The 26,232-nt window shown below is 40.3% G+C and carries 19 protein-coding genes and 1 rRNA gene; 4 read left to right on the top strand and 16 right to left on the bottom strand.

Annotation, left to right across the window (positions count from 1 at the left end):
- Together QMA12_RS11240 and QMA12_RS11235 are read right to left on the bottom strand one after the other, a co-directional pair.
- Positions 1 to 204, bottom strand: a 16S ribosomal RNA gene (locus tag QMA12_RS11240); the annotation flags it as partial.
- Positions 205 to 848: 644 nt separating this feature from the next.
- Positions 849 to 1,706 carry a tetratricopeptide repeat protein gene (locus QMA12_RS11235; RefSeq protein ID WP_290210235.1) on the bottom strand — a complete coding sequence of 286 codons (858 nt, stop codon included), beginning with the start codon at positions 1,704 to 1,706 and terminating at the stop codon, positions 849 to 851.
- Between the two features lie 98 nt (positions 1,707 to 1,804).
- Here QMA12_RS11235 and QMA12_RS11230 point away from each other — a divergent pair, with 98 nt between their 5' ends.
- Complete coding sequence (locus QMA12_RS11230; protein WP_290210234.1) at positions 1,805 to 3,115, top strand: amidohydrolase; 1,311 nt, start codon at positions 1,805 to 1,807, stop codon at positions 3,113 to 3,115.
- Positions 3,116 to 3,128: 13 nt separating this feature from the next.
- Here QMA12_RS11230 and QMA12_RS11225 read toward each other — a convergent pair whose 3' ends face one another.
- From QMA12_RS11225 to pomA, 4 genes are all read right to left on the bottom strand, one after another.
- A complete protein-coding gene (locus QMA12_RS11225; RefSeq protein WP_290210233.1) occupies positions 3,129 to 5,039 on the bottom strand; it encodes a DNA topoisomerase III in 1,911 nt (636 codons plus the stop codon).
- Between the two features lie 51 nt (positions 5,040 to 5,090).
- Positions 5,091 to 5,576 carry a hypothetical protein gene (locus tag QMA12_RS11220; RefSeq protein WP_087530949.1) on the bottom strand — a complete coding sequence of 162 codons (486 nt, stop codon included), beginning with the start codon at positions 5,574 to 5,576 and terminating at the stop codon, positions 5,091 to 5,093.
- Between the two features lie 151 nt (positions 5,577 to 5,727).
- Positions 5,728 to 6,648, bottom strand: a complete 921-nt coding sequence (locus tag QMA12_RS11215; protein ID WP_087530950.1) for a flagellar motor protein MotB — start codon at positions 6,646 to 6,648, stop codon at positions 5,728 to 5,730.
- A 2-nt stretch (positions 6,649 to 6,650) separates the two neighbouring features.
- Positions 6,651 to 7,418, bottom strand: coding sequence for a flagellar motor protein PomA (gene pomA / locus QMA12_RS11210; RefSeq protein WP_087530951.1), 768 nt, complete (start codon positions 7,416 to 7,418; stop codon positions 6,651 to 6,653).
- 302 nt (positions 7,419 to 7,720) lie between these two features.
- Between pomA and QMA12_RS11205 the strand changes: the two genes are divergently transcribed.
- From QMA12_RS11205 to dxs, 3 genes are all read left to right on the top strand, one after another.
- The gene (locus tag QMA12_RS11205) at positions 7,721 to 7,963 is read left to right on the top strand and encodes an exodeoxyribonuclease VII small subunit (RefSeq protein WP_290210232.1); all 243 of its coding nucleotides are present in this window, start codon (positions 7,721 to 7,723) and stop codon (positions 7,961 to 7,963) included.
- A 3-nt stretch (positions 7,964 to 7,966) separates the two neighbouring features.
- Positions 7,967 to 8,854, top strand: coding sequence for a (2E,6E)-farnesyl diphosphate synthase (gene ispA, locus QMA12_RS11200; RefSeq protein WP_290210231.1), 888 nt, complete (start codon positions 7,967 to 7,969; stop codon positions 8,852 to 8,854).
- A gap of 104 nt (positions 8,855 to 8,958) precedes the next feature.
- Positions 8,959 to 10,824, top strand: coding sequence for a 1-deoxy-D-xylulose-5-phosphate synthase (gene dxs / locus QMA12_RS11195; RefSeq protein WP_290210230.1), 1,866 nt, complete (start codon positions 8,959 to 8,961; stop codon positions 10,822 to 10,824).
- Positions 10,825 to 10,989: 165 nt separating this feature from the next.
- Here dxs and QMA12_RS11190 read toward each other — a convergent pair whose 3' ends face one another.
- The 10 genes from QMA12_RS11190 to pabC all read right to left on the bottom strand — a co-directional run bounded on the left by QMA12_RS11190 (position 10,990) and on the right by pabC (position 26,017).
- On the bottom strand, positions 10,990 to 11,769 hold the full coding sequence (locus QMA12_RS11190; RefSeq protein WP_290210229.1) for an aldolase: 780 nt from the start codon (positions 11,767 to 11,769) through the stop codon (positions 10,990 to 10,992).
- Between the two features lie 16 nt (positions 11,770 to 11,785).
- On the bottom strand, positions 11,786 to 12,499 hold the full coding sequence (locus QMA12_RS11185; protein WP_290210228.1) for an iron-containing redox enzyme family protein: 714 nt from the start codon (positions 12,497 to 12,499) through the stop codon (positions 11,786 to 11,788).
- 141 nt (positions 12,500 to 12,640) lie between these two features.
- A complete protein-coding gene (locus tag QMA12_RS11180; protein WP_290210227.1) occupies positions 12,641 to 15,088 on the bottom strand; it encodes an AMP-binding protein in 2,448 nt (815 codons plus the stop codon).
- Complete coding sequence (pabB, locus tag QMA12_RS11175; RefSeq protein WP_290210226.1) at positions 15,085 to 17,322, bottom strand: aminodeoxychorismate synthase component I; 2,238 nt, start codon at positions 17,320 to 17,322, stop codon at positions 15,085 to 15,087. Before pabB ends, QMA12_RS11180 begins: the two co-directional genes overlap by 4 nt.
- 78 nt (positions 17,323 to 17,400) lie before the next feature.
- Positions 17,401 to 20,058 carry an aminotransferase class III-fold pyridoxal phosphate-dependent enzyme gene (locus QMA12_RS11170; protein ID WP_290210225.1) on the bottom strand — a complete coding sequence of 886 codons (2,658 nt, stop codon included), beginning with the start codon at positions 20,056 to 20,058 and terminating at the stop codon, positions 17,401 to 17,403.
- 116 nt (positions 20,059 to 20,174) lie between these two features.
- On the bottom strand, positions 20,175 to 21,320 hold the full coding sequence (locus tag QMA12_RS11165) for an acyl-CoA dehydrogenase family protein (protein ID WP_290210224.1): 1,146 nt from the start codon (positions 21,318 to 21,320) through the stop codon (positions 20,175 to 20,177).
- Between the two features lie 131 nt (positions 21,321 to 21,451).
- On the bottom strand, positions 21,452 to 21,781 hold the full coding sequence (locus QMA12_RS11160) for an SMR family transporter (RefSeq protein ID WP_290210223.1): 330 nt from the start codon (positions 21,779 to 21,781) through the stop codon (positions 21,452 to 21,454).
- Between the two features lie 118 nt (positions 21,782 to 21,899).
- Entirely contained in the window at positions 21,900 to 23,273 is a 1,374-nt protein-coding gene (locus tag QMA12_RS11155) for a condensation domain-containing protein (protein ID WP_290210222.1), read from the bottom strand.
- A gap of 39 nt (positions 23,274 to 23,312) precedes the next feature.
- Positions 23,313 to 24,989, bottom strand: a complete 1,677-nt coding sequence (locus QMA12_RS11150) for a class I adenylate-forming enzyme family protein (protein ID WP_290210221.1) — start codon at positions 24,987 to 24,989, stop codon at positions 23,313 to 23,315.
- A 212-nt stretch (positions 24,990 to 25,201) separates the two neighbouring features.
- Positions 25,202 to 26,017, bottom strand: coding sequence for an aminodeoxychorismate lyase (pabC, locus tag QMA12_RS11145; protein WP_290210220.1), 816 nt, complete (start codon positions 26,015 to 26,017; stop codon positions 25,202 to 25,204).
- Positions 26,018 to 26,232 lie beyond the last annotated feature (215 nt).

Genomic DNA, 26,232 nt, shown 5'->3' with positions numbered 1-26,232 from the left:
AGCCCCCTTTGGTCCGTAGACATCATGCGGTATTAGCAGTCGTTTCCAACTGTTGTCCCCCACCTAAAGGCATGTTCCCAAGCATTACTCACCCGTCCGCCGCTCGTCAGCAAAGTAGCAAGCTACTTTCTGTTACCGCTCGACTTGCATGTGTTAGGCCTGCCGCCAGCGTTCAATCTGAGCCATGATCAAACTCTTCAATTAAAAGTTTTCTTGTTCCCACCCAATAAAGAGTGAAGAACAGCTCAATGAATTCTGAATTTATTTAATATCTTTCGATATTGAATTGACTGTGCTGAATAATTACCAAAGTAACTATTCTGTTGGTCACTCAGTTTCAATTGAGACTCTAAATTTTTTGCGTCATCTAGCGAACTAGAATCTGCTGTTAGAACTCAATCTGTACGAGTGCCCACACAGATGATTGCTTTATATTGTTAAAGAACGTTGCGATTAAAGCGCTTTGCTTTATCTCGCTAGGGCTGCGCATGTTACGCTTTCCTATTTTTTTGTCAACACTTAATTTTAAACTTTTTGAAAATCTAAACTCAAGTTTTACTCGACTTACTAAGTGACTTGCTTGGCTCGCTAAGCGTTGCCTGCTCTGCCGTCTCAGTGGGGTCGCATTATAGGGAGAACAGATTTTTACGCAAGCGTTTTTATCACTATTTTTGCAATTAAATTACAACGCCCACATACACACCGAAACCACACAAGTTACCCACAAAAAACTGTGGATAACTACCGTTTTACGCTTCAACTTATTAGCTATTTATAAGTAATCACTCTTTATACAATAAAGCACCCGAATAGGTGCTTTATTAAAATTAGAAAATTGGATAGGTAAATTAGTATAAAATACTATATAGCTTACGGCGGTATTTAGCTGCTAAAACATCGCCATCAGGGAGCGTTGCAATAATAGCTAAAAAGCTTGGTTTAGCTTCATCAAAGTTTAGGTCTTTCTTAAGTACATTAAACAATGCCTCAAGCGCTTCTTCTTTTCGTCCAGCTTCATTTAATAAGTTACTCAACTGTACCTTTAGCTCAAGATCATTAGGGTGTTTTTCTACCTGCGCTTGCATCGCTTTAATTTCAGGCGAATCGGTCGCTTCAAGAGCTTGTTCACATTTAGCACGAATATTTGTGTAATACGCATCACGCTCACCTTCTTCAACTGTATCCAGCAATGCTTGCGCATCATCTAGTTTATGAATTTGAATACAAATATCTGCTAATACTAATTTAATACGTGCATTAGTAGTATCTAGTTCATAAGCTTGTTTGGCATAATTAAATGCACTATTTAAGTCTTGTGCAACGAGAGCCTGCTTAGCTTGTTCTAGTAGTAGCTCATGTTGTGCTGGTAAATGTTTACCAAGTACTTCTCGCACTTGTTGCTCTGTTTGCGCGCCAGGTAGCATATCAACAGGGGCGGAGTCTTTTAAAAACACAAGTGTTGGTAGGGTTTGTAAACCTATTTGCTGTGCTAGTTGCGCTGCCAACTGTTGCTCTACATCGCAATCCAGTGTCGCGACAAGTAAGTGCTCTGCATATTCACTGGCAATTTTTTCTAAAATAGCAGCTTGCGATTGACACTCAGGACTTTGTGCCGAATAGAAGCTAAGCAACACAAGTTTCTCTTGTGAGGTTTCACCTAACACTTGCTGAAGGTTTTGTGGATTAACATTTACCATATTATTCATTACGATTGATTGCCATATCAGACTATTTAGGGTTTTATATGGTGGCAGATACAATAATTACAAGCCCAGTTCACAAGCCATAAATCAAAAGGTCTTTTATGAAATTTCACAAACTTTGCGCCACCTTGCTTTTTATAAGTCCATTGGCCAGTGCCACAACGTTAGATCTCAAGCTCGATAAAGCCATGCCCGCTATCGAAAAGTTTTATTTAGATTTACATCAATCTCCTGAACTTTCATATCACGAGCAACAAACCGGTCTAAAAATTTCTCACCAACTAAAACAACTTGGTTTTAAGGTTACTGATAATGTAGGTGGCTTTGGTGTTGTCGGTGTTTTTAAAAATGGTGATGGCCCAACAGTGATGATCCGAACTGATACTGATGGCCTTCCTATAACAGAACAAACGGGTAAGTCATACGCATCCAAAGTTACAGTAGTAAATGACGATGGCGCGAATGTGGGTGTGATGCACGGCTGCGGTCATGATATTCATATGAGCTCGTTTATCGGCACGGCACAACAGCTTGTTATGCATAAAGATTCATGGCAGGGAACATTAATGATGGTCGCGCAACCTGCTGAAGAAGTCGGTGGTGGTGCAAAAGCAATGCTAAAAGAAGGTTTATTCTCTAAGTTCCCTACACCTGATCATGTGGTTGCCTTACATGTTAGTGCTAGTGTTCCTGCTGGTAAAGTGAGTATGAAAAACGAATACACTATGGCCAGTGTAGACTCTGTTGATATCACCGTAAAGGGTAAAGGCGGACACGGTGCTTACCCACATACCACTATTGACCCTATCGTTATAGCATCACGTATTGTATTAGCATTACAGACTGTTACTAGCCGAGAACTTTCTCCGCTAGAGCCTTCCGTTATAACTGTGGGCTCTATTCATGGGGGCTCAAAACACAATGTGATCTCTGATCAAGTAAAGCTTCAACTTACACTGCGTAGCTATAACCCAGAAGTACGTTTACAACAAATTGCAGCGATAAAGCGAATTTCCCAAGGAATTGCGTTAAGTGCAGGCTTAGACAAGTCACTCATGCCAGAAGTATATGTTCATGAAGATGAGTCAATTCCATCAACTTATAATAACCCTGAACAAACAAATATTGTACGTAATGCGATTAGCTCAGCTATTGGCAAAGATAACGTGCTAGAAACGCAAGCAGTTATGGCTGGCGAAGATTTTGGTTTATATGGCCGAACCGAGCAAAATATTCCTATCACGTTATTTTGGCTCGGTGGCGTAGAGCAATCACAATATACTGCAGCACAAAAATCCGGGCAGACTCTACCGTCATTGCATTCGAGTAAGTTCGCCCCAGATTACAAAGTCGCCTTACCTACAGGTATTAAAGCGATGAGTAATGCAGCCGTTGCGCTGTTTAATAACTAAATCGAGTTTGTAATTAGGCTGATTTTGTTTTTGGTTTAGCTTTTCTCTTAAAACGTCGCTTTTGCGGCGTTTTTGGTAATTGCGCAAAGGCTTGGCTATTACATTGGCCTGCTTGGCCGATAAAATGTGATAAATCGTTTAATAACGGAGTTAAAAACTGTTGGTAGCTCATACGCTGCTCTGCGATATCGCCTAATGAAGCTTCCCACTTCGCGGTTAAATCAGGGCTAGCTAAGCCTTCTGGTAATACTCCTATAAGGGCTTTTCCTGTCTCTGTAGCTAAAATACTTTTACCTTGGCGTTGTAAAAAGCGGCGCTTGAATAATAGTTCTAAAATACCTGCACGGGTTGCTTCAGTTCCTAAGCCATCAGTGTCTTTTAGAATTCTTTTGATATCTGGATTTTTCACATAACGACTTATTCCCGTCATGGCACTTAACAAGGTTGCATCCGTAAAATGAGCTGGCGGGGTCGTCATTTTATCAACCACTTCGCCATGGCTACAGTCAAGCACTTGCCCTTTAACTAACGGTGGTAAAGTTTGCTCATCTTTTAGCGCTGATTTACCCATGAGTACTTTAAAACCTAAGCTGACCTCTTGTTTTGCATTCGCTTTAAATAAACCACCAGCAATAGTTAGCTCAACCTTTGTTTCATTAAATATATAGTCAGGGTAGAACTGAATGAGGTAATGCCTACAGACCAAGCTATAAACCTTAGCTTCGTCTGAGCTCAACCTTGCCGACGTTAATTGTTTAGCGGTCGGGATAATGGCGTGATGCGCAGCTACCTTTGCATCATTAAAGCATTTACTACGTTTACTGGTGTCAGCCTGACTACAATGCGCTTCACTTTGCCCACCATTATTGGCAATCGCTTTTATAATGCTCGCAGCTTCCCGATGGTGATCTTTTGGCAGATAACGATTATCTGAACGAGGATAAGTAATGAGCTTATGGCGTTCATATAACGTTTGGCAAATATCTAACACTTTTTGTGCTGGCATCGTAAACGCTTTTGCCGCATCTATTTGTAGGGCTGATAAATTATACGGTAAAGGGGCTTGTTGTTTTTTCTGTTTTTGCTCAAGTGCCGTAACCTCGCCTTTTTGTTCTGCTATTCTTGATACTACATTCTCTGCAAGGCCTCGATGCAGTACTCGTCCTTCTTCATCTTGATAAGGTTCACACGCTTTACTTGGTTGCCATTTAGCTGTAAACGAGTGTTGCTCTGATGTTGTTAAGTGAGCCAACACTTCATAAAATGGTTTTGCTACAAAGTTAGCAATTTCATTATCTCGATTTACCACTAAGCCAAGGATTGGAGTTTGCACTCGCCCAACTGAAAGCACATTACCAAACCCAGCTTTTTGCCCTGCTAAGGTATACGCACGTGTTAAATTCATACCAAACAACCAATCGGCACGGGAGCGGGCCAGTGCAGAAACACTTAGTGGAATAAAGTCACGATTGATGCGCATACTTGCCAAAGCTTTTTTTATCGCACTAATATTTAAATCACTAATTAGTAAACGTTGAGTTTGCTGCTTTTTAGATTGAGATAGCTTGACTTGATCGATGACCTCATCAACCAAAAGCTGTCCTTCGCGGTCAGGATCGCCTGCGTGAACCAATAGATCAGCTTGTTTGATTAGCTTTTTTAAAATGGTGAGCTGCTTACGAGTTTTTGTTTTAGCTTTTAATTGCCATTGCTCAGGGATGATAGGTAAATCATCAAAGCGCCACTTTTTATATTGCTCGCTATAGTCATCAGGTTCAGCTTGTTCTAGCAAATGGCCAATGCACCAAGAAACACAATCACCATTAGCAACTTCAATATAGCCATCATGCTTTTTATGTGGCTTAGGTAAAGCATCGGCAATAGCACGACCAAGGGAAGGTTTTTCAGCAATGTATAATTTCACACCTGGACCATAACAGCTGTTTATATAAACAGTAGTTTAGCACAAAAAAATTTACTGGGAAATATTAACCTGAGGTTTGCGCAGTAATACATAAATCAGTGGTAAATAGCAGATGACTACTGTAGCAATGTTAATGATTGGTAGAAGGGTTTTGTACATCATAGTACTGTAAGAGAGATCCCAAAGATGACGATCTACTAAGCGAAATAGCTGTAATAAAGGTGCAGCTATAACTACAAGTTGGCCGAGCACACTTTGCCAAAGATAAACCTTATCTTTAATGCCTAAATAAGCAATCAAGGCCATCCACGCTAAATCGTTAAATGCCCAGACAACATAGCGCCAAATATATGGGTCATCAAACTCTCTTAAGCTTGAATAAATCACTGCGCCATACAAAAAGAAAACTGCTGTAATCAAAGCGAAGCGAAATGCCAACCAATCCTTACGTAGATAGAATATAAAAATAGCTGGGAGCAAAAACAGCACCCAGCTATGTTCAAGTACAAAAATTAAATTGTTCACCCAATTAAGCATTCGCGTTACTTAACATTCTTTTCTTCATCATCGCCACCTGAACCATTACCGGGCATATAGCTATATTTATCAATCTTTTTCATAAGTCACTCCGTTACACTTGCTAAGGAGCATTTACTTTATGCTAAAATCGGTACTTTGCCAAGCATCATCACCTAACTTCGATTGGGTCGGACTCTTTCGCTTTACCCTGCATTATGGAAATTTCAACGCGGCGATTACGTCGTCTGTCGGCATCTGACTCATTTGGTACCAGAGGTCGCGTTTCAGCATGCCCTACAACGACCATTCTGCTCTTATCAAAACCCTGAGCTTTTTGCATTTCAGATGCAACCGCGACCGCTCGTTTTGAAGACAAATCCCAATTATTGGTGTATAGCTCATTAGATACTTGGAAATCATCGGTATGGCCTGAAACCGTAATTTCACCGGGTACATCTTTTAATAAAGTCGCTATGTCTTGAATAATAGGCTTAAATCGGGGCTGTAAAAAAGCACTCCCTGATGGGAATGAGCCATTTTCACGAATACGGATAATGATTTGCTGACCTAGCGATTCAAGTTCAATTGCGCCATCCATGATTTGTTGTTCTAATTGCTGAGCTATCTTTTTAACCAGTTCGTTGACTTGCTCTTGATCTGCAGAAGCTGAGGCTTGATCTAATGCTTGCTGTTGAGCGGTACTTTGTGACTCACCACCACGTTTATTACCACGCTGCTCTTGACGACCACCCGCTGAACTTTCATCCCCAGCTTGAAACTCAAGCATTTGCTGTGTCATTTCAACAGTTTGCTGTTGAATGGTCTCAATTGGTGTAGGCTCTGGTTTACCTGGGGTAAATTCCATTGCTATCACGGAGGTTCCTTTAGGAATATCTTTAACTTCTATTTTGTTTTGCACACCAAAAGCAAACTTCATCGAGCCAGCTATTTGTTTGAACTTAAGCACATCCATTTCTGAAAATGCGAGCAAGAGTACAAAGAAACACATTAATAATGACATCAAATCAGCAAATGTGCCCATCCAAGCAGGTAAACCTGGAGGTGGACATTTACACTCTTGCTCAGACATGCTTACTCCTCGGTATCCACATTGCGTTTAGACTCAGCAAGGTAGTTTTTCAAAATACCTTCTATTACTTTTGGATTTTGACCATCTTGAATTCCCAGTACGGCATCTAGAATAAGTCGCTGATTCATTGCTTCTTCTTCTTTACGCAGCTCTAATTTAACTTGGATAGGAATGGCGATAACATTAGCTAAAAAGGCGCCGTATAAAGTCGTTAATAATGCAACAGCCATTGCAGGACCTATCGCTTTAGGATCATCCATGTTTGAAAGCATAGCCACCAAACCGATTAATGTACCAATCATACCCATTGCGGGAGCAATATCTGCCAGTGCTTTAAATAAGCCCGCGCCGGATTCATGACGTGTGGTAGTAAGCGAAATATCTTTTTGTAAAGTCGCACGTACTACATCGGCATCATGTCCATCAACTAGCATATCAACCCCTTTGCGCATAAATGCATTGGGTATTTCAGCTTCTTCTAGGGCTAAAAAACCGCCTTTGCGCGCTGAATCTGCCAGCTCTACCGCTTTTTCAATCAACTCTTCTGGGGATTCAATTTTAAACATGAACGCTTTAGCGCACACTTTACCAATACCTAAAAATTGACCCATTGTGTAGTTTGACAATACGATAAAAATCGAGCCACCAAATACAATGACAACTGATGGCGTATTATAAAACATAGCAACTTCACCGTTACTACTTTGCACCATCGACATCACGATTAAGCCAATTGCTCCGAGAATACCTATAATGGTTGCTAAATCCACTTACCCCTCCAGAGGAATTGCTATTTTGCTACTTAAGGTAACAAACTTTTATTATTAACTGCTTATCGGCAAAACATTGAATTACTTAAATCATTTAGTTAAATAAATGATTTAAGTTTACTGCCTATTATAGTGTCATTCTAATCAAACTGCCCCAACCCGCAAGGGTTAACCCTAGGTTCAGCTAATTAAAATGTCGCCATAAAACGAAAATACATAAAAAAAATGCATCAGTCTTTGACCTAGTTTAGCATTCCCCCTAAAATTGGCCTCACATTTATCTCATCTAAGTAAAATCCACTATGGCGACTAAAAAACCTGAAAACTTGAGCTTCGAGCAAGCACTTGAAGAATTAACCGTAATCGTCACAGACATGGAGCAAGGTGATTTATCGCTTGAACAATCATTAAAACAGTTTGAACGCGGAATAGCATTAGCAAATGCATCGTCTAATAAGCTCCAACAAGCAGAACAAAAAGTGGCTATTTTAATGGGTAATGACCCACAGTCAGCGTTAAGCAATTTTAATAATAATATGGAATAGTCGGTGCTAATAAAACAACAGATAAAATCTGCTCGACAAGATGTTGAAGCAACACTAAATCAATATTTTTCGCAGCCTCTTGATACAGAAGATAGCATTAAAGAAGCCACTCACTATGGTATTTTAAATGGTGGTAAACGTATACGTCCTTTTCTTGTTTATGCCACAGGAGAAATGCTTGGTGCAAACAAACAAGATTTAGACATCCTTGCGGCTGCAATTGAGTGCATTCATAGTTACTCATTGGTTCATGATGACTTACCCGCAATGGATGATGATGAACTTCGCCGAGGTAGACCTACTTGCCATATAGTTTATGGTGAAGCACATGCTATTTTAGCTGGTGATGCCTTACAAACATTAGCGTTTGATTTAATCGCGAATCATGAATTCAAAATACCTGCGAACCAACAAGTAAAAATGATTGCCGCATTAAGTAAAGCTTCAGGTATTGAAGGTATGGTAGGCGGACAAGCGTTGGATATAGCAGCTACGGATCAAGCAATTAATTTAGCTGCTCTTGAGAGAATCCATAAACTTAAAACAGGTGCATTATTAAACTGTGCAATAACGTTTGGAGCATTAAGCGCACCGAGTGTTAATGAGCAAACGCTAGCGCAATTGACAATATTTGGCAATGCTATTGGCTTGGCTTTTCAGGTACAGGACGATATTCTTGATGTCGAAGGTGACACCTTCACTCTAGGAAAACCACAAGGTTCGGACATTGCAGCAAATAAAGCAACCTACCCGGCATTGCTAGGCCTTGCTGGGGCTAAACAAAAAGCACAACAACTATTAAATCAAGCTCTCGATGCTTTAGCAAAAATAGATGCAGATACTAAGCAACTAGAAAATTTAGCCAAATATATAGTTGAACGCGATTATTAAGCATAGCTCAATACCAAACAGCTAAAGACGTACAAAATAACTAATAAATCAGAGTAATAATACGCTATAATAGTCTCTGGTTAGCGAAGGATGTATTAAAAATCATGACACTTGATAGTAGCAAGTATCCATTATTAGGCTTGGTTGACGAACCAGCCCAGCTGCGTGATTTAGCGCAAGATAAACTACCTGCATTTAGCGATGAGCTACGTGATTATTTACTTAACTCAGTGTCGCAAAGTAGTGGTCATTTAGCATCAGGCCTAGGGACTGTCGAACTCACTGTAGCTTTGCATTATGTCTATAATACGCCAGCTGATCGCCTAGTATGGGATGTAGGCCATCAAGCCTACCCACATAAAATTCTTACAGGTCGTCGCGACCAAATGCACACCATTCGCCAAAAAGATGGTCTGCACCCTTTTCCATATCGTGATGAGAGTGCATACGACACCTTCAGTGTCGGTCATTCAAGCACTTCTATATCTGCAGCCCTTGGTATGTCTATTGCTGCGCAAAAAGAAGGCAAAGGACGCAAAACAGTAGCAGTGATTGGTGATGGCGCCATCACAGCTGGTATGGCGTTTGAAGCTATGAATCACTTAGGTGATGTCAAATCAGATATGCTGATCATTTTAAACGACAATGAAATGTCGATTTCTGAAAACGTGGGTGCTTTAACCAACCACTTTGCTCGCATTTTATCTGGCAGCTTTTATACCAATATCCGTGAAGGCGGTAAAAAGTTACTTTCAGGGGTCCCGCCAGTAAAAGAATTGGCCAGTCGCATGGAAGAGCATTTAAAAGGCATGGTGATCCCGGGTACTTTCTTTGAAGAGCTTGGGTTAAATTATATTGGCCCAATTGATGGCCACGACGTCACTATGTTGGTTGATACATTACGTAATATGCGTAATTTAAAAGGGCCACAGTTACTGCATATTAAAACGCAAAAAGGTAAAGGTTATAAGCCTGCTGAAGCTGACCCTATTGGTTACCATGGCGTACCAAAGTTTGATCCTGCCATTTCAAGCTTACCAAAATCAAAACCAGGAGCTGCAACTTTTTCAAAAGTGTTTGGTGACTGGCTTTGTGATATGGCAAGCCAAGATAGCAAGCTAATGGCAATTACCCCTGCCATGCGTGAAGGCTCCGGTATGGTGCGCTTTTCAAAAGAGCACCCTGAGCAGTACTTTGATGTCGCTATTGCAGAGCAACACGCAGTTACTTTAGCAGCCGGTTTTGCTTGTGAAGGCTTAAAACCTGTCGTTGCAATATATTCAAGCTTTTTACAACGCGCGTATGATCAGCTCATTCATGATGTGGCGCTGCAAAACTTACCGGTATTGTTTGCCATTGACCGTGCAGGAATAGTCGGCGCTGATGGCGAAACACACCAAGGTGCTTATGACTTAAGCTTTATGCGGTGTATTCCCAATATGATCATTATGGCACCTAGCGATACCAATGAGTGTCGTCAAATGCTGTATACTGGCTATCAATGCAATCAGCCCGTTGCTGTACGCTACCCTCGTGGCAGTGCCGGTAGTAGCGAAATCACTGAGCAAATGACCTCTCTTGAAATCGGTAAAGGCCGAGTGATTAAACAAGGTAGTAAAGTTGCAATCTTATCTTTTGGTACATTACTAGAAAATGCGCACATGGCAACTGAAAAGCTCACGGCAAGCCTTGTCGATATGCGTTTTGTTAAGCCTTTAGATACCGATTTGATTGATTCACTACTTAGCGACCACGATACCATTGTAACCCTTGAAGATAACGCCATTGTTGGTGGCGCTGGTTCTGCAGTTAATGAGTATTTAGCTGCAGTGAAAGCAAAGGTAAGTATTTTAAACCTAGGTATTCCGGATGAATTCATTAAGCATGGCACGCAAGAGCAAATGCATGACGAAATGGGGTTAAGTCCACAAGGTATACTCAACAGTATAAAAAGCTTTATTGCTGACTAAGCGATATAGCGACTAAATCACTCGAGAAAGTCCGGTTAAATAATAAAAAGTGTGCTATTGAATAAACCGCACCTATCCTTATCTTATTGTTTTATGTAATTGAGTATGAGTTGAGTACAAAAGCCAGCTATCTAGCTGGCTTTGATACTTCAATTTCATCCACTTTTATACTGTAAAATCGTACTCTTTTTGTGTCCGCCGAGCATAGTATGCAAAGCCTGCTTTTGAGCGTTTATCCTGCAAAATCCAGTCATGCGCTTCTTTGGCTAGTTCAGGGTTGATTTCTTTTATCTCACCTGCAGCTTCTGCTAATAACTGTAGCTTGGCAGCTCGTTCACATTGAATGGCTAACATACAAGCTTCTTCAATAGTGCGACCAGCTACAACCAAACCATGATGGCACAATAGTGCTGCTCGCTTATCACCTAAAATACCCGAGATAATTTCACCTTCTTCATTACCCACTGGCACTCCCGGCCACTTAGCAAGGAAAGCGACATCGTCATAAAGCATACATGTATCCATATGCGAAATTTTTAATGGCCGTTCCAACATAGATAATGCAGAAACATGCGGCGGATGAGTGTGAATAATGCACCCTACATCAGGTCTTGCTTTGTAAATCCAAGAGTGAAACCGATTTGCAGGGTTTGGCATTCCATCCCCTTCTACGACTTCCAAATCTTTGTTTACTTTAAGTAAGTTATCTGTCGTTATTTCATCAAAACCATAGCCAAATGGTTGAGTGAAGTATTCATCAGAGTGCTTATCACACGCGGTTATTTGGCCCGCCAAACCTGAGTCATGCCCCTGTGCGAAAAGTATTCGGCATGTAAGTGCCACTTTTTGTTTCTCACTCCATTTGCCTTCAGGTAATTTTTGAGCAATCTCTTCACGACTTTTGGCCATGATAGATTGTTTATCCATTGTTAGTGTGGTGCTCATTCTTACATCCATCTTGTTACGTGAACGCTATACTCGCACTTTCTAATTTAACTGCGGGAGGTATTTTATTTTCAATCGCGTCAAAAAAGGTCAAACGTGCTTCTATTATTTGTTCACCTGCTTTAATCATATTGTCGAGTTGAAATTCGTTTGAACCTGCTATTTCTAACATAATGTCATTTAATGTTTCTGCATGTCCATCATCACATTCAATATGTAAAAGTAAAAAATGTATTTGTTCATCAGGTACACCATGATGTCTAAATCCCGCGACCAAGCTCGAATACAGCTCGGGTACAATCGCTTCAGCACCGATGCATAATGCACCAAGCCCAAATGCGGGGTTTAACTCTCGACAGTGTGCAAACATACAATCAATTAAAGCCTGTGTTTCCTGCTTAATTTTGGTTGAATCAAGCTCAATATCAAAGCTATCTAACATATTGCGATAAATAATGTGATGAGGAGTTGGGCTACCAGGCTCTAAACCCAACTCTTCGAATAAGTTTTCCGCCAATTCCATTACTTGGTCATTTGATGGTAAATTCGCCATCATTGCACAAAGGTAACGTGTAAAGTAAGCACTGTATAAACCCTGCTGAAGTAAAAATGCTTTTAACTCATCCAGTGAAATTGAACCATCTCTGCACCTTTTCAAAAATGAATGCCCATTCAGCCTTGTTGCTAGCGCTTTAATGCTTGTTTCAAGCTTGCTTATACTCTGTGTCATTTTATTGTCTCCGTCACGCGTTTTTACTTGCTTCTATCCTTTAAAAGAAGCGTTAACATACATTAAGTAAGTAATCACTTACTTAAAACTTTTTTCGACCGCCTTTTCGTATGTAAGAGCCGCCGTAGTGGTCGGCTTAAACTACAATACCGATTCGCTTACAACGCCTCTGAGCCGATAACGCTGCAGCTTACCCGTAACTGTTTTAGGTAAATTTTTTGTATATTGAAATAAATGAGGATATTTCCATCTTTCAAGATTTTGTTTCGCATATTCCTTTAACTCTTTCGTCAGTTGTTCATGATCCTGTCGCTTTGTCACCACAAACGCTTTTGGTCTAGTCGTGGTCTTATGATCACCCACGGCTACAACCGCTATCTCAACAACATCAGGATGGCCTAAAAGTACATCTTCAATATCTTGTGGCGAGACCCATTGACCTGAGACTTTAATTACGTCATCTGCCCGACCTATGTAACGGAAATAACCCTCCTTATCACATTTGAACATGTCGTTTGTACAATACCAGCCATCTTTGAAGCGAGCCTCAGATTCAGTATTATTGTTTTCATAACGACTCGGTAAAGTGGGCCCTTTCAACCATAAAGTTCCAATATCATCATGTGAGCAAATAATTCCCCGTTCGTTTAAAATCTTTGCATCAAAGCCTGGGACAATTTTTCCTGTGTCCCCAAGCGTTCTATTGGAACCGGGAATATTGGTGAGATACGTACTAAATGCTTCAGTAGAACCCAGACTATCTAGGATCACGGCGTTGAATTTTGCCTGCCACTTTCGATTTAATTCTGTTGGCATTCGATCACCTGCTGAGACAAAGCAACGCACTGTAATAAAATCATTGGCACTGATGTTTTCATGTGTCAGCAAGAATTGGTATACAGTTGGCACCGCATAAAAAATTGTTGGCTTATAAAGCTTTATAGATTCAACTATCTCATCAATGGACAACATCGGTGGTGACAAAATCGCCGTTGCGCTATTGTATAAAGCGTTAAAACAGTTATGCAAACCAAACGCAAAACTCATTCTAGAGACCGATAGTGCGCGGTCACTACTATTGATATTAAGTACTTGCGCGGCATAGCGCTCAGCTGCAACAACAAAGTCTTGATGACGATGTAAAATGAGTTTTGGACTGCCAGTAGTACCAGACGAAAACATGCCAATTGCATAATCAAATGGTCGCGTTCGGGCAGGAGCCCAATGTGTGACTCCTTTATCATCCGCAGCATCGCAAATTGGTGCGACTTCTCTAATATCAGCGAATAGAGAAATCAAATCTGTCGGCAAATACTCACTCTCACCGGCTAATTCAAAAAAGTCATCATCACCAAATACGATATCAATCTGTGCAGACCTAACCGCTTGGGCAATTGTCTCTGCTTTTAATAATGGGTTAATAATTATGGCGGTACACCCCGAGTACATCAAAGACAACACAGCAATGGTGAAGTGGGTACTATCATTAGAGATGACCCCAACGCGTGTACCTGGCTTAATATCAAGATTGACGACGTTTGACACCGCATTTTTTATTGAGTGTTCAAAGTCGCCATATTTCATATCACCAAGCGCATGATGAATCGCTATTTTGTCTTGTTTAATTGTACGAGCAATCTCTAAGAGCTTATCAGCAAAGTTAAGTGATTCTGTATGCTTCTTTTCATGAGCAAACAAAATAGCATCAACGGTAATATCTTCTTTCCACATCTTTGCCTCACTAGCTTGCATACAAAGCGAGCTTAAAAATGAGTGCGTATTCTCTTCATCCTTATGTGTGTCTTTACGTGTTGATAACGCAAGCTCTTCTCGCTCAAGAAATTCAATAAGATCCACATCTTGTTCAAGCGCGTCATTTACAAATTCCAGGTCTAGCGCCAGCACGTTTGCTATCTCAGACACCAGCTTTTGCGCTGATACGTTCACGGTATCTTTGGCTATTTTAACACATACATCATTAGCCAGAATGTCATCCAAATAACGTTCAAAAGGCAAAAACGCCAATTCAATATCTTTAGGAATATGCACCTTTACAGTGCGCCCTTTCACCTCTTCCGAATAGTCTAATAAGCTGAAAATAAACCGGTTTAGAGGCGTATCAAGCTCGTCTTGATAGTGGCCTATCGGACCTGAAATATTTGTAATATCAATTTGCTGTACACTTCGCTGATCTCCATCACTTGGCAAGTACTTCAGGATTTTTGCGGAACTCGGTGTACTAGCGCTGCCTTTAACTTGCGTTTCAACTTCCCAACGCACTTTTTCATGATGATAAACACCCAGCGAGGTCAGTCGCTGCTCTATTTCGTCTAACGCGTCGTCTATTCCAGCATTACAGTCATGGTTATACACTGTCAGCTTTTCTAGCTCGGTTGTACTGAGCAAAATGTTATTCTTGGTGGCTATTTCGTTTAAACATTTAAAAACGACATTTTTACAAGCCACTTCATCCGAACCCTGTCGAATGATGATAGATATACGCTCACTTAATTGGTCTGTTACTAAGGTTAAAATTAAACGCGCCGTCGCATAATTTAATTCACCAAACACTATATGATGTTTATTCATGCTTCTAACCCTTCTTCTTCAGTACAAAGTAGCTCTTTATCACTTTGTGTACTTATCCCTCCCAATGACGCATTCGCGACATCATTAGACGTAACGCCTATAATTTGATAGCGATTTTCGTCCCCAGTTGCATACTTAGTGATCGCCCTCATCAAGGCGCGCCCCTTAATCAAAATTTCTTCAAACTCTTCTTCAGGATCAGATAGCCAAGTGATCGCCCCGCCAACCCCAATCTCTATAGCGTTATCACTTGCGACTAAAGTACGAATCGCAACATTTAATTCTGAGGCACCATTGAGGGACATATAACCAATTGAACCGGAATAAATACCTCGAGCTGACGATTCAAGATGATCGATGATTTCAAGTGTTCTAGTTTTAGGCGCACCGGTCATTGATCCTGGGGGAAAGGTTGCACCAAACAAGCTGGCAAGTGTTTCTTGATCTTTTAACCTGCCACGAACTGTTGATACTAACTGATGGACAGAAGCGTAACTTTCTATTTGCATCGCTTTAGGAACCCAAACAGAACCCGCTTCACATACACGGTTTAAGTCATTGCGCAACAAGTCGACTATCATGAGATTTTCAGCACGATCCTTTTCGCTTTCTGCCAAGTCCTGTATTAACGCTGCGTCTTCTCGCTCGGTCGCACCACGTTTTCGAGTGCCTTTGATAGGTTTGGCTTCAACCACTGCATTTCTGCCAACACTAATAAACTTTTCAGGTGATGAACAAAGAACAGAAAACTCAGGACAGTGTAAATAGGCCGCTCTTGGCGCTGGATTTACTTGCCTTAACACATTGTAAAGCGCAAAAGGCTCTACATTTAATGTTGAACGTATTCGGTTAGTTAAGCAAATCTCATAACTTTCACCTTGTAAGATGTATTCCTTACAATGCGCTATTTTTTCAATATATTCCTTTTCATCGTCTTCCAAGGTAAACTCAACATTTTGTTGTGATTTATTATGCTTATCCAACAAAGCATGAGAGTTAGCAGCGGTGTTAACGCCTTCTTTTTCAATCTTTTTGATGCTGTTACTCGTTGTTTCCAACCAAGTAAGTGCGTCGCTCTCTGTGTTAGCTACCACACTGCCTTTTTCAATAGCGACAATATAAACAAGCCCTGTTTTGTGATCAAAAGCAATAAAGCGATCCACAAATACACCTGAAGCATCGGGGTGTTTTGAGCTATATTTATTGTCTACTGACTCCGTTTCAGACTTCAACTCATAACCTTGAAAACCCACCAAACCACCACAAAAATCAAATGGTAAATCTTCCGCGCCAATCACTGTGGCCGCTAAAGACTCGGCCACAAAGTCTGGGTAACATTTTGTTAATTCGGTTTTTTTTCCATGGTTATCTAAAGTAATGTTTTTTGTTTCAACATCATAAGCAAACCAGAATGACTCCGCACCACTGGTATCCCCCATAAATGAAAAACGTGCTTCAGCGTTATTAATCGAACTTGAATCTAACCAAAAGCTGTACTTCGACTTTTTATAAAATGCGCTAAACACATCAACCGCTTTCACATCAACATCAAGTGTTTCAAAATGGCAATGCCAATCTGTTTTCTTTACTTGGCCTCTCCTCTCCCCCTCATTTGCTAATGCTGATTTCTCAGCAAGCAAAGCGGGTTTTTTACACTCAATATAATAACGGTCAACCAACATCTTAAAGTTTTCAATTATCTGCCTGCCGCAGTTGGTATAGACTGATTCTGGGTGGAATTGCACGCCCCACATGGGACGGGTACGGTGCTCCACCCCCATAATCATGCCATCTTGTGTAAAGGCCGTTGCTATCAGCTCCTCAGGCAATGGTTGATGTGCGATCAAAGAGTGATAGCGCACGATCTCCAGAGGATTTGGCAAATTTGAAAAAATGCCACTACCACCGTGTACAATATCACTTGTTCTACCATGATAGGGAGCCCCTGATATTTCAACACTTCCGCCCATATAAGCGACAATTGACTGGTGTCCTAAACAGATGCCCAATAACGGCTTATCTGTTGTTTTTATTACTCTTTCACAGATCCCAGTATCACTTTCTCGATACGGTGTACCAGGACCTGGTGAGATGACTATTGCATCAAATTCTTCAACATCAACAGTTTCATCACGATTTTTTACCACTGTCGGTAAAACACCAAAGACTTCACTAATGTACTGATAGAGATTAAATGTAAAACTATCGTAGTTGTCTATAATCAAAATTTTCACAGTCTTTCCTTAAACTTAAAACCTAAACACAACCTGAAAAAGGAAGGTTATTTATCAAAATAAGAAATAAGGCGCTTTTTAAACAAGCGCTGCCGCTTTATCCTCACTAACCGTCGACTCTATGCCGTCAATGTAATCATTACCAGAAGGTGTGGAGGAGTAACCTAACGGCTTAAAGCCCTGATTTCTTGCAACATCTAACACATAGCACGCCTGTGAATAAGCAATTGATTTTCCAAAACTAAATTTTCCTTCACAGCCATCCATTGCCAATGCAATCGTTTCAGATAAACAGGCAAGGTTAATGCCCGGTGGTAAGCCAACCATATTGACGTCGCCATAACGTAAGGCTTGAGGCTGAATAACTAACCCCCCCTCAAGCACTTCGGCTTTTTGTTCCGGTGTCACAATGAAGTCAAATGGACGCGCGGTATCAACTGCAATCGCACCTTCTTTTAAGAACTCAGTGTTTAAGAAAGCTTTACCTTCACTTGTTGCTGATACAACAAAATCTGATTGTTCCAATGTAGATTGGTAACATTCGCTTGTCCCCAATCCCATAGATACAATTAAATCGTCAGCTAACAACAATTCACAAACCTGCGTTACTACTTGATCTGGCACTTCATTTAGCGCGCCTATGTAGCTAGATAGCTCCGGCACACATGAATGGATATAGCCCTGAATGTTATCGATGACAGAACCAGACTGCGCACTTTGTTCCGCGCTAAACGCTAATTGACATAGGATTGGCACCAACTCAACGAGTAGACGTTTTTCAGTTCCAGGGCGTCCCATTAGAATGATATTGTCGCACCAATGAGATAACTCACTTACCATGAGTTTACCGACTGCTCCACGCGCACCTATTACACTGATCACTGAACCAATTAAATTATAATTTGCAGCTTCAATGACCGTTTCCGTGGTTGCCAACGCCGTTAAGCTATTGCCCGTGGTAAAAGATAAGCCTTCAATATCGTTTAGGTTTTGCTCACCACCACGTGTTATTACCGAGGTGTATGCGCCCAAGCCGAAAAACTCCACGTCCTCACGTTTTGCCACAGCTATAAACTCCTTCATTAAGTTTACTTTTTCTGCTGTCGATAAGTTCATCATGTCTCGCGCTTGGATCGGACTCATTATCATCAAGCCATCCGCATAGCTATGCTCATTACTTACGGTAAACTCAAGCGCAACTTCTGGCGCATAATCCACAGCCCCTACTTCCATGATTAATTCAGCTAATTCACGGATTTCTTTTTCACTATAGTGAATGTGCATACTCTTTGGCATCATGCGGATACAGTCTTCAACCACCGTAAAGTGCATTAAGAAGGCAAACTTTTTGCCACGTTTTTTACCTGTCGCTGTATTGCGGGTTGGTACTGTTTGGCCAGCTCTCGCTGCAGGATAATATTGCTCAACACTTGGCAAGTCAGATAGTGGCTTTTCAATTAAGCCCGCAAATAAGATATCGTAGCGACTGTTTTGTACAACATCACATACGTTTTGCACCGCTAAAAAGAAGTCTTTAATATCCTGTTCACTGATATTAAGTGGTGGTTCAAAGCGAATTGAGCACTTGTCAGATAGCAATGGCATCACCATCATGTTGTGCTGATTCAATAAATAACTACAGAATAACCACGCCAGTGAACCACTGTTCTGCATATAAGTGACAAAATAGTTTGTCTCGGCTTGGTTATCCTTAAATTGCAGTGCTCTCATTAAACCGGCACCACGACAGCTAAAAATACCAGGGTATTGCTTAGCTAATCGCTCACACTCTTGATCAACTAAACTCGATATTTTTCTGACGTGGGTAAGTGCTGCCCCCTCATCTTTTTGTAGTTCTCTGATCACAGCACGACCAACTGCAGTTGCTAATCCATTGTTAGCGAATGTGGAACTGTGCTTTCTATCAAATTCTGGCGTTGCAACCCAGTTGGAGTAAATAGCAGCACCTGTTGGGATCAAACCGCCACTGAGAGATTTTGCTAATAATAAAATATCTGGTGTAATACCTAGATCCATCGCAGCACACATAGCGCCAGTACGCCCTAAACCCGTTTGTATTTCATCAAAAATAAGTGCTGTACGAGTCTTGGAGCAAAGCTTTCTTGCACGCTCAAGCCATAAAGGGTCAGCAACATTCATCCCCCCTTCGCCTTGAATTGGCTCGACGATGAACGCTGCATACTCTTGAGTTTCAAGTTCTTTTTCTAACGCATCAAAATCATTCAGTGCTAATTTGAAAAAGGAATCATCTGAATTGCGTAAATGGTCAATATTATGGCGACGAGAATTTGTTGCTAGCAAAGCAGAGTATGTTTTACCGTGAAATGAACGATCTACTGATAAAACTTTCTTTCTACCAGTTTTAATTCGCGCTAATTTAAAACCAACTTCTACCGTTTCAGCACCACTGTTGGCAAACGTGACATGCTTAGCCCATCCACCCAATGCATCAACAAGCTCTTGAGCAAACACCTCGGTTTCTTCTTGAAAAATTGGTTGGGTAAAGATGGGCGATTTATTCTGCAGATGTTCTGCTACAGCTTTAACACAAAACTCTGGATTGTGGCCAAAAGGCAATGCACCGTATTGTGATAAATAGTCTCGGACAACGCGCCCATCTTTGGTATAAATTTTATTATATTCACACGTGGAAATTGGTATATCCAGTTCAAGTTTGCCCGTTAGAAATTTTCGGTAACTGTTAATTAATGACATTATTTTTCCCCATACCTATAAAGTAAATGACGATTTTGCGCATACAAAAACGCCTTAAGTAGTGCTTACTCAACTTCGACAAGTAACGTATCGTTACAGGATATCTATCCAGCCATCTATAAATGACTACGGCATAAAACATGGCGAATAAAGTCAATACGTTCACCACGAGATAGAGGGTGGAAATTCAGACAATTCGCTACTTGCAAAAGATATCTAACATCTTCATTACTCAAATACTTCATGCCTCCCAAGCTCATAACTGCAAGGTTATTTGCACGCTCAATGCACTGAGACACCATAGTGCGGACCACTATTGCTGTGGCAACTAACTCTTCACTGGGTACTTGGGAGTCAATCTGTGCTGCGATACCTTCTAGTGCAAGGGCTGCGGTTTCAAGCTCAATGGTTATTTGGCTCACATCTGTTGAATTTGCAGGTTCTGCTTCAAAGCAAAGTGCAGCTAAACGAGATGCAACGCCGAGGTAAGAGGCTGCAACCATAACTTGGAAACAACTTAAACCAACCAACTCGGTAATTTCTATCGCTTGCTTTGTTTTTCCTGGCTCAGCCTCTGTTTCCATTAATGCAACGTTGTCTTTGCTAACTTCTAAGCCTCGAAATACAAGTTCATTGCTACTTGTCGCCGTTAAAATTGAAGAAGGCCAAAAAGGTACTTTTTCAATCTTCGCTGCATTCATGTTATCAACGATGAGTAAGCCCCGAGATTCTTTATCTGAGCCATTTGGGTTTGCAATACCAACCAATGCCAGATCAGCAAAATCAGTCATAGTGCAAGGTTTTTTGCTACCTGTAATCACAAACTTGTCACCACTTGAATTTAATTGCGCGTTTACCGATGAACTCAAAATATTGGCACCAGGACGTGCTTCTGCAAACCCAGAACAAAATACCAGTCTGTCGTTAGCAACACTGGTAAGCGTCATTTCTGTGATAGCAAGTGATGAATCCATCGCTCTATTTAATGCGTAGGTTGTATGGTTGTGCATCGTCATCATAATAGCGAGTGACGGACTTAAGCTGCCAACATAACGATGTATTCGTACCGCAGACACCAAATCCGCCCCCGAACCACCTAAGTTTTCACTCACCATCAAGCCTGGATTCGCTTGGTTTTTGAAGATTTGAAATAATTCACGGCCATCACTCACTTCACGCTCTGCCATTGGCTTTTGTTTTAGTACTGCGGCGAGTTCTGGAAGAAATTGTTCAGTCGCTACTTTTTCCCTATTTAAAAACATAACTTCTCCTTATTAGTAAATGTTGAGAGACCTTTCAGGCACTCGTCATGGCGCAAGTCCCCCTTGAGGTTTGCGTCCGATAAAGTAATTTTTTTATAACATACCGAATATAATTTTTCGGTATGTCGGCTTTAGTGAGAGGCTGTTTTAGAGAAGAAGTGAATAACCATCACTCCAGTGATGATCATCAACAAACCCAGTATGGCGGGAAGATCAGGGATCTCTTTAAAGAACACTGCACCAATAAGAGTGATCAAGACAATACCGAGACCTGCCCATATACCATAAGCAACACCTACCTGAATTGAAGAAAGAGCAATAGATAAAAAGTAAAAAGCAGCGCCATAGCCTAAAACAACGACAATAGATGGACCTATTTTTGTAAACTCTTCAGACATTTTAAGTGCTGAAGTTCCAATCACTTCTGACAAAATTGCTAGACCTAAAAATAAGTACGGCATAAGTTTTTTTCCTATATTAAGTTTTAAATGAATAAATCAATCCTTGTGTGCTCGGCTCGCGTTAACGCCCCACGCACACCCACGAATCACTATGAGAAAATATGTTACCCAATTGCGGTTACACCTCCTCTTCTAACAACGCTTCTTTTGACGGACTCGTTGGCGTTTTTGATTGTTCTACCACACTGCAAATTTCATTGAGTATTTCAGTAAATGGTTCTACCACAAGCTCTTTCATTGGCTGCGTGAAGCACCTTGAATCGTATACAAGAGTCAGCTTTAAGCGACCTCTAAAAGTACAGAAAAAGAAGCCAAGCCTCAGTGGGCCACCAACATTGGGGAAGCTAAAAAAATCTGTTACTTCTGAGTTACCAAATTCATAGGAGTCAAAGTTGAAAACACCTAAATTAGAGATCAACATATTGCCTCTGAGCTTATCGTCTAGCACTGAACGAACATATTTTGTTCGCAAAAATGGTGGCAAAATTAAAAACGCACCGACCCAAAGCTTCTGTTGATACCAGTCTTCAAAGATTTTTCCGTCTTTAAGGCCCGTGATATAATCGGTAATATCTTTAATGATCTCGATTTCAAGTTTATTCGTATCAAAGTCTTTAAAATGATTGATACTAAATGCGTCATAGGACATCGACACATCTTCATCAGAGAACTGACGCATTGTTAGCACATCTAACAACTGAAACCCCAAACGTTCGCTGTCATAATTAAATTTGTGTTGATATTTGATCATAGCCAACACAAATAAAACGTGTACGGAGGTATTGTAATGCTTCGCAGCTTTTTTTAACTTACCCAACATATCATCTGGCAACGCATCTGAGCATATTGACCGAGCCGCTTCCTCTTTCGGATCTGGCAAGTTTAACCCGGTCACTTGAAACTTAGGTTTAGAGAGGAATGCTTTAATGCCTCGACAAAATATTTTCACCCTTTTCGTAAAAGGTAACTTATTAAGATAAACGCGACCGACATCACGCCGTTTTACAATATATTCGCTTCTATCTACAACATGAGACTGCGTTAAACCCGTGTAGATTTTTGCAATATCTTTAAACAAGATAAAACCTGATTGCGCATCAGCTGATGCATGATGCGACACGCTTTGCAAATAGTATTTGTCATCACCGGTGTAAATAAGGTAAAACCGCACTAAACGTTCTTTAGTAAAGTCAGCTTTGCAGCACCAAGTGTGCGTTGCAATTTTATCCTTAATTTCAAGCTCTGAAAGGGCACTATAATCGCAGCGTTCAACTGATATGGGTGTCCCTTCCGCGAGTGGCTTCCAGTCATAACCAAACAACCGTGGTTTTATACAACACTTTAAAATTGGCTGCTTATCTACAGCTATTGTAATAGCTTCTTTTAAACGTTCTAAGTCTATTTCACCAGTGATCTGGATAATTTCTGCTGAATGGGAGTTCATTAATTTCCCCCAAAGCAAGTAATTTATATTTAGATGAGTTAGTTTCATGTTATTCCCTTACGCGAAATATGAGCTAAATCAGTGCTATCACACCACACTGATCTTTTTAATGTCTTCATTTTTATTTTGATTAAAATGCTCACTGATACTACTTTTTAAGCTTCTTTTTAATACTTTTCCTGTTAACCCTCGCGGGAATTCATTTAAGGTAAATACAAAGTGTTTGACTTCTTTTGCCAAATCGAACTGCTTTATTGTCGACACAATAGAGTCGTAATCTTCTTCTTTAACGTCTGATTGGATTACACACGCCACACTTAAATTATCATCACCATTTAGATTGATACCTAATACGCAAGCATTTAAAACACCATCGACTTTAATCACCTGCTCTTCCATGGCTAAGGTAGAAATTGACCCGTTACTAGTCTCAATAAGGTTCACACCTCTATCCAAATGATAAAAGCGACCTTGCCGATCTTTATAAACCACATCACCTGTCCACCACCAATCATTGTGGAATACACCTAACTCTTTCTCGCTATTATTCCAATAACCTTTAAACACGGTTGGACCGCTTACCACTAATCGTCCAGGCTGATTAACAGGCACCTCATTCCCATATTCATCAACGACGTTAACTTTTAAACTATTATTCACTGGGCGACCAAGGTAACGACCAAAGCGGCTACTGTATGAAGAAATGCTTCTCATCAATGCTGGTACACCTGTTTCTGATGAGCCAAGTAAGTCAATAAACAAAGATTTCATCACTACTTTGCCAAACACTCTTAACAACGCACCTTTTTGTACAAATTCACGCTGGTGAACCTCATAACTTACATCCGCAACAGATACCCACATTTTTATCGTATCAAGACAGTAATTATCTAATCCTTCGTTGTACATTTTTGCGTAATTACCTGCAAAAGCGATAAAATTGTTCGTCTTGTACTTATCGATATTCTCTAAAACAAACTTTGCCGAGAAATCTTTAACTAGCCACCGAGTGGTATCACATGAAACGAGGGTAACTAAAAAAGCGCAGTGTGAAATCCAATGATTACATGGCATAACAAGCATTACTTGCTCATCTTTTGATGTGAAAATAGCTTTAGAATTTGACAGTAAAACAGCCACTAATGTTGAGTCTGTGTGCGTGACAGGTTTAGGGATACCAGTAGTACCTGATGTATGGGGGATGAGTATCACGTCGTCTGGACTAAGCTTAATACACTCAAATTCATCAGACTGGTCTTTTGCTGCATCCTCAACATAACACCCTCGCATATCAAGGTTTTTATCGTCTAAACTGATGTAATGCTCTATCTGTTGAGTAGGGTAATTCTCACCCCATACAACTGATTCAGTGACAAGTATATTGACATTGGTTTGAGTCAGGTATTCATCTAACTCAACCTTATCAAAGTCACCATTCATAGGCACAGCAATACCGCCAGCTCGAACTATTGCCAAAAACCATATATGGTATTCCATGCTGTTATCCAACAAGATCCCCACCCTGTCATAGCGGTTTATACGGTATTTATTTTTTAAAATATTGCTATAGATATTCGCTTTTTTTCTCAAGAATTGCGCTGATAGCCCCCGACTGTTGTCAGTAGAGCTTTCAGACATCTGAAAGAATATACTCTTGTCGCCGTGTAACTTACTCGCTACATCAATTAGATTTGAGACACTAAGTCTCTCCCCTTTTTGTGCAAGCATTCTTTTTATCAATGATAAATTGCCATGGTAAGACATTTTCGCTCCAAAATATCAACAATGATAGTTTATGGTTAAATGTAACTAGAGAATGCATAAAGGAGATAATTAGTTAGGAAAACTGGTTTTGAGATTTCCATAAATGTATAAATACCTATCCTTTTGTATTCATCTTGTAAAATAAATATGATTTATTTGACTTTTTACTTCGTATTTAATCTAAAGTTGTTATACGAACAATTTTAACTTTGTCAGTTGCAATCATGAAGATTCTTGCTAACAATTTCTTTTATTAATGGACTTACGGCAAATACTTTATCGCCTATTTGTGTTAGAGGCATCACCCCCATTAACGAGTTACTGATGGCTACAGAGTCAGCACAAAGTAGCTCATTTTTAGTGATATTTTTAACACAAACAGGTGCTTTCGTTGCCTCTAGCGTTTCTATTACCTTCCGTCTCGCCACGCCATTGACACCCGATTTATCAAGCTTTGGTGTATAAAGCACACCGTTTTTCTCAATAAATATGTTGGACACAGTGCCTTCGATGACCTGGTCGTCATTATCTAACAAAATTCCTTCTCGAATTTGTGGATCTTGCCACTCAGATCTAGCTATTACTTGCTCTAATCGATTAAGATGTTTTAGACCCGCCAAGTTCGTATTTTGAGATAGCCGAGTTACACAAAAAATTGCTTTCACACCATTTAGGTAGTCACATTCACTCGTAACATATTCTGGACTCGACATCACGATGACTGTTGGCTGCTCATTGCCTGTATATGTGTAACCTCTATTTCCAATACCACGGGTAACAATAATTTTTAGTACTAAATTAGGGCCTGTTTCTTTAATTATTTTATCCACGTCATTTTGCAAATATTTTAAGTTAGGTACAGCGATTTTTAACGCATTACAACTATGTACAAGCCTATCTAAGTGCATGCTCCACAGCTTGGGCATTGCCTCTTTGACTTTAATAGTTTCGAAGATTCCATCACCATAAAATAGACCCCGATCTTTTACACTAATCTCGCTTGTTTGTTGTCCATTTACAATAATCACAATATCGCTCTACTTAATTTTTTACATTTTACCTTCACGGCAAACTATTAACAAAAAAGAAACATAAATTACATTTGTAGCTTAAAATAAAACTAACTAGGCCTCAGTATCGTTATTCGTTGCTTCAAACCATGGCCCCTTTTTTTTTCAAACAAAGAAACACCAACAAAAAAAAGAAATTACAATTAAAATACATAAACTTAATTGATTACTTC

It is taken from the genome of Pseudoalteromonas sp. APC 3893, from assembly GCF_030408095.1.
Taxonomy (GTDB): Bacteria; Pseudomonadota; Gammaproteobacteria; order Enterobacterales; family Alteromonadaceae; genus Pseudoalteromonas.
The sequence above is the reverse complement of the archived record's forward strand: the minus strand, read 5'-3'. Positions and strand labels throughout refer to the sequence as shown.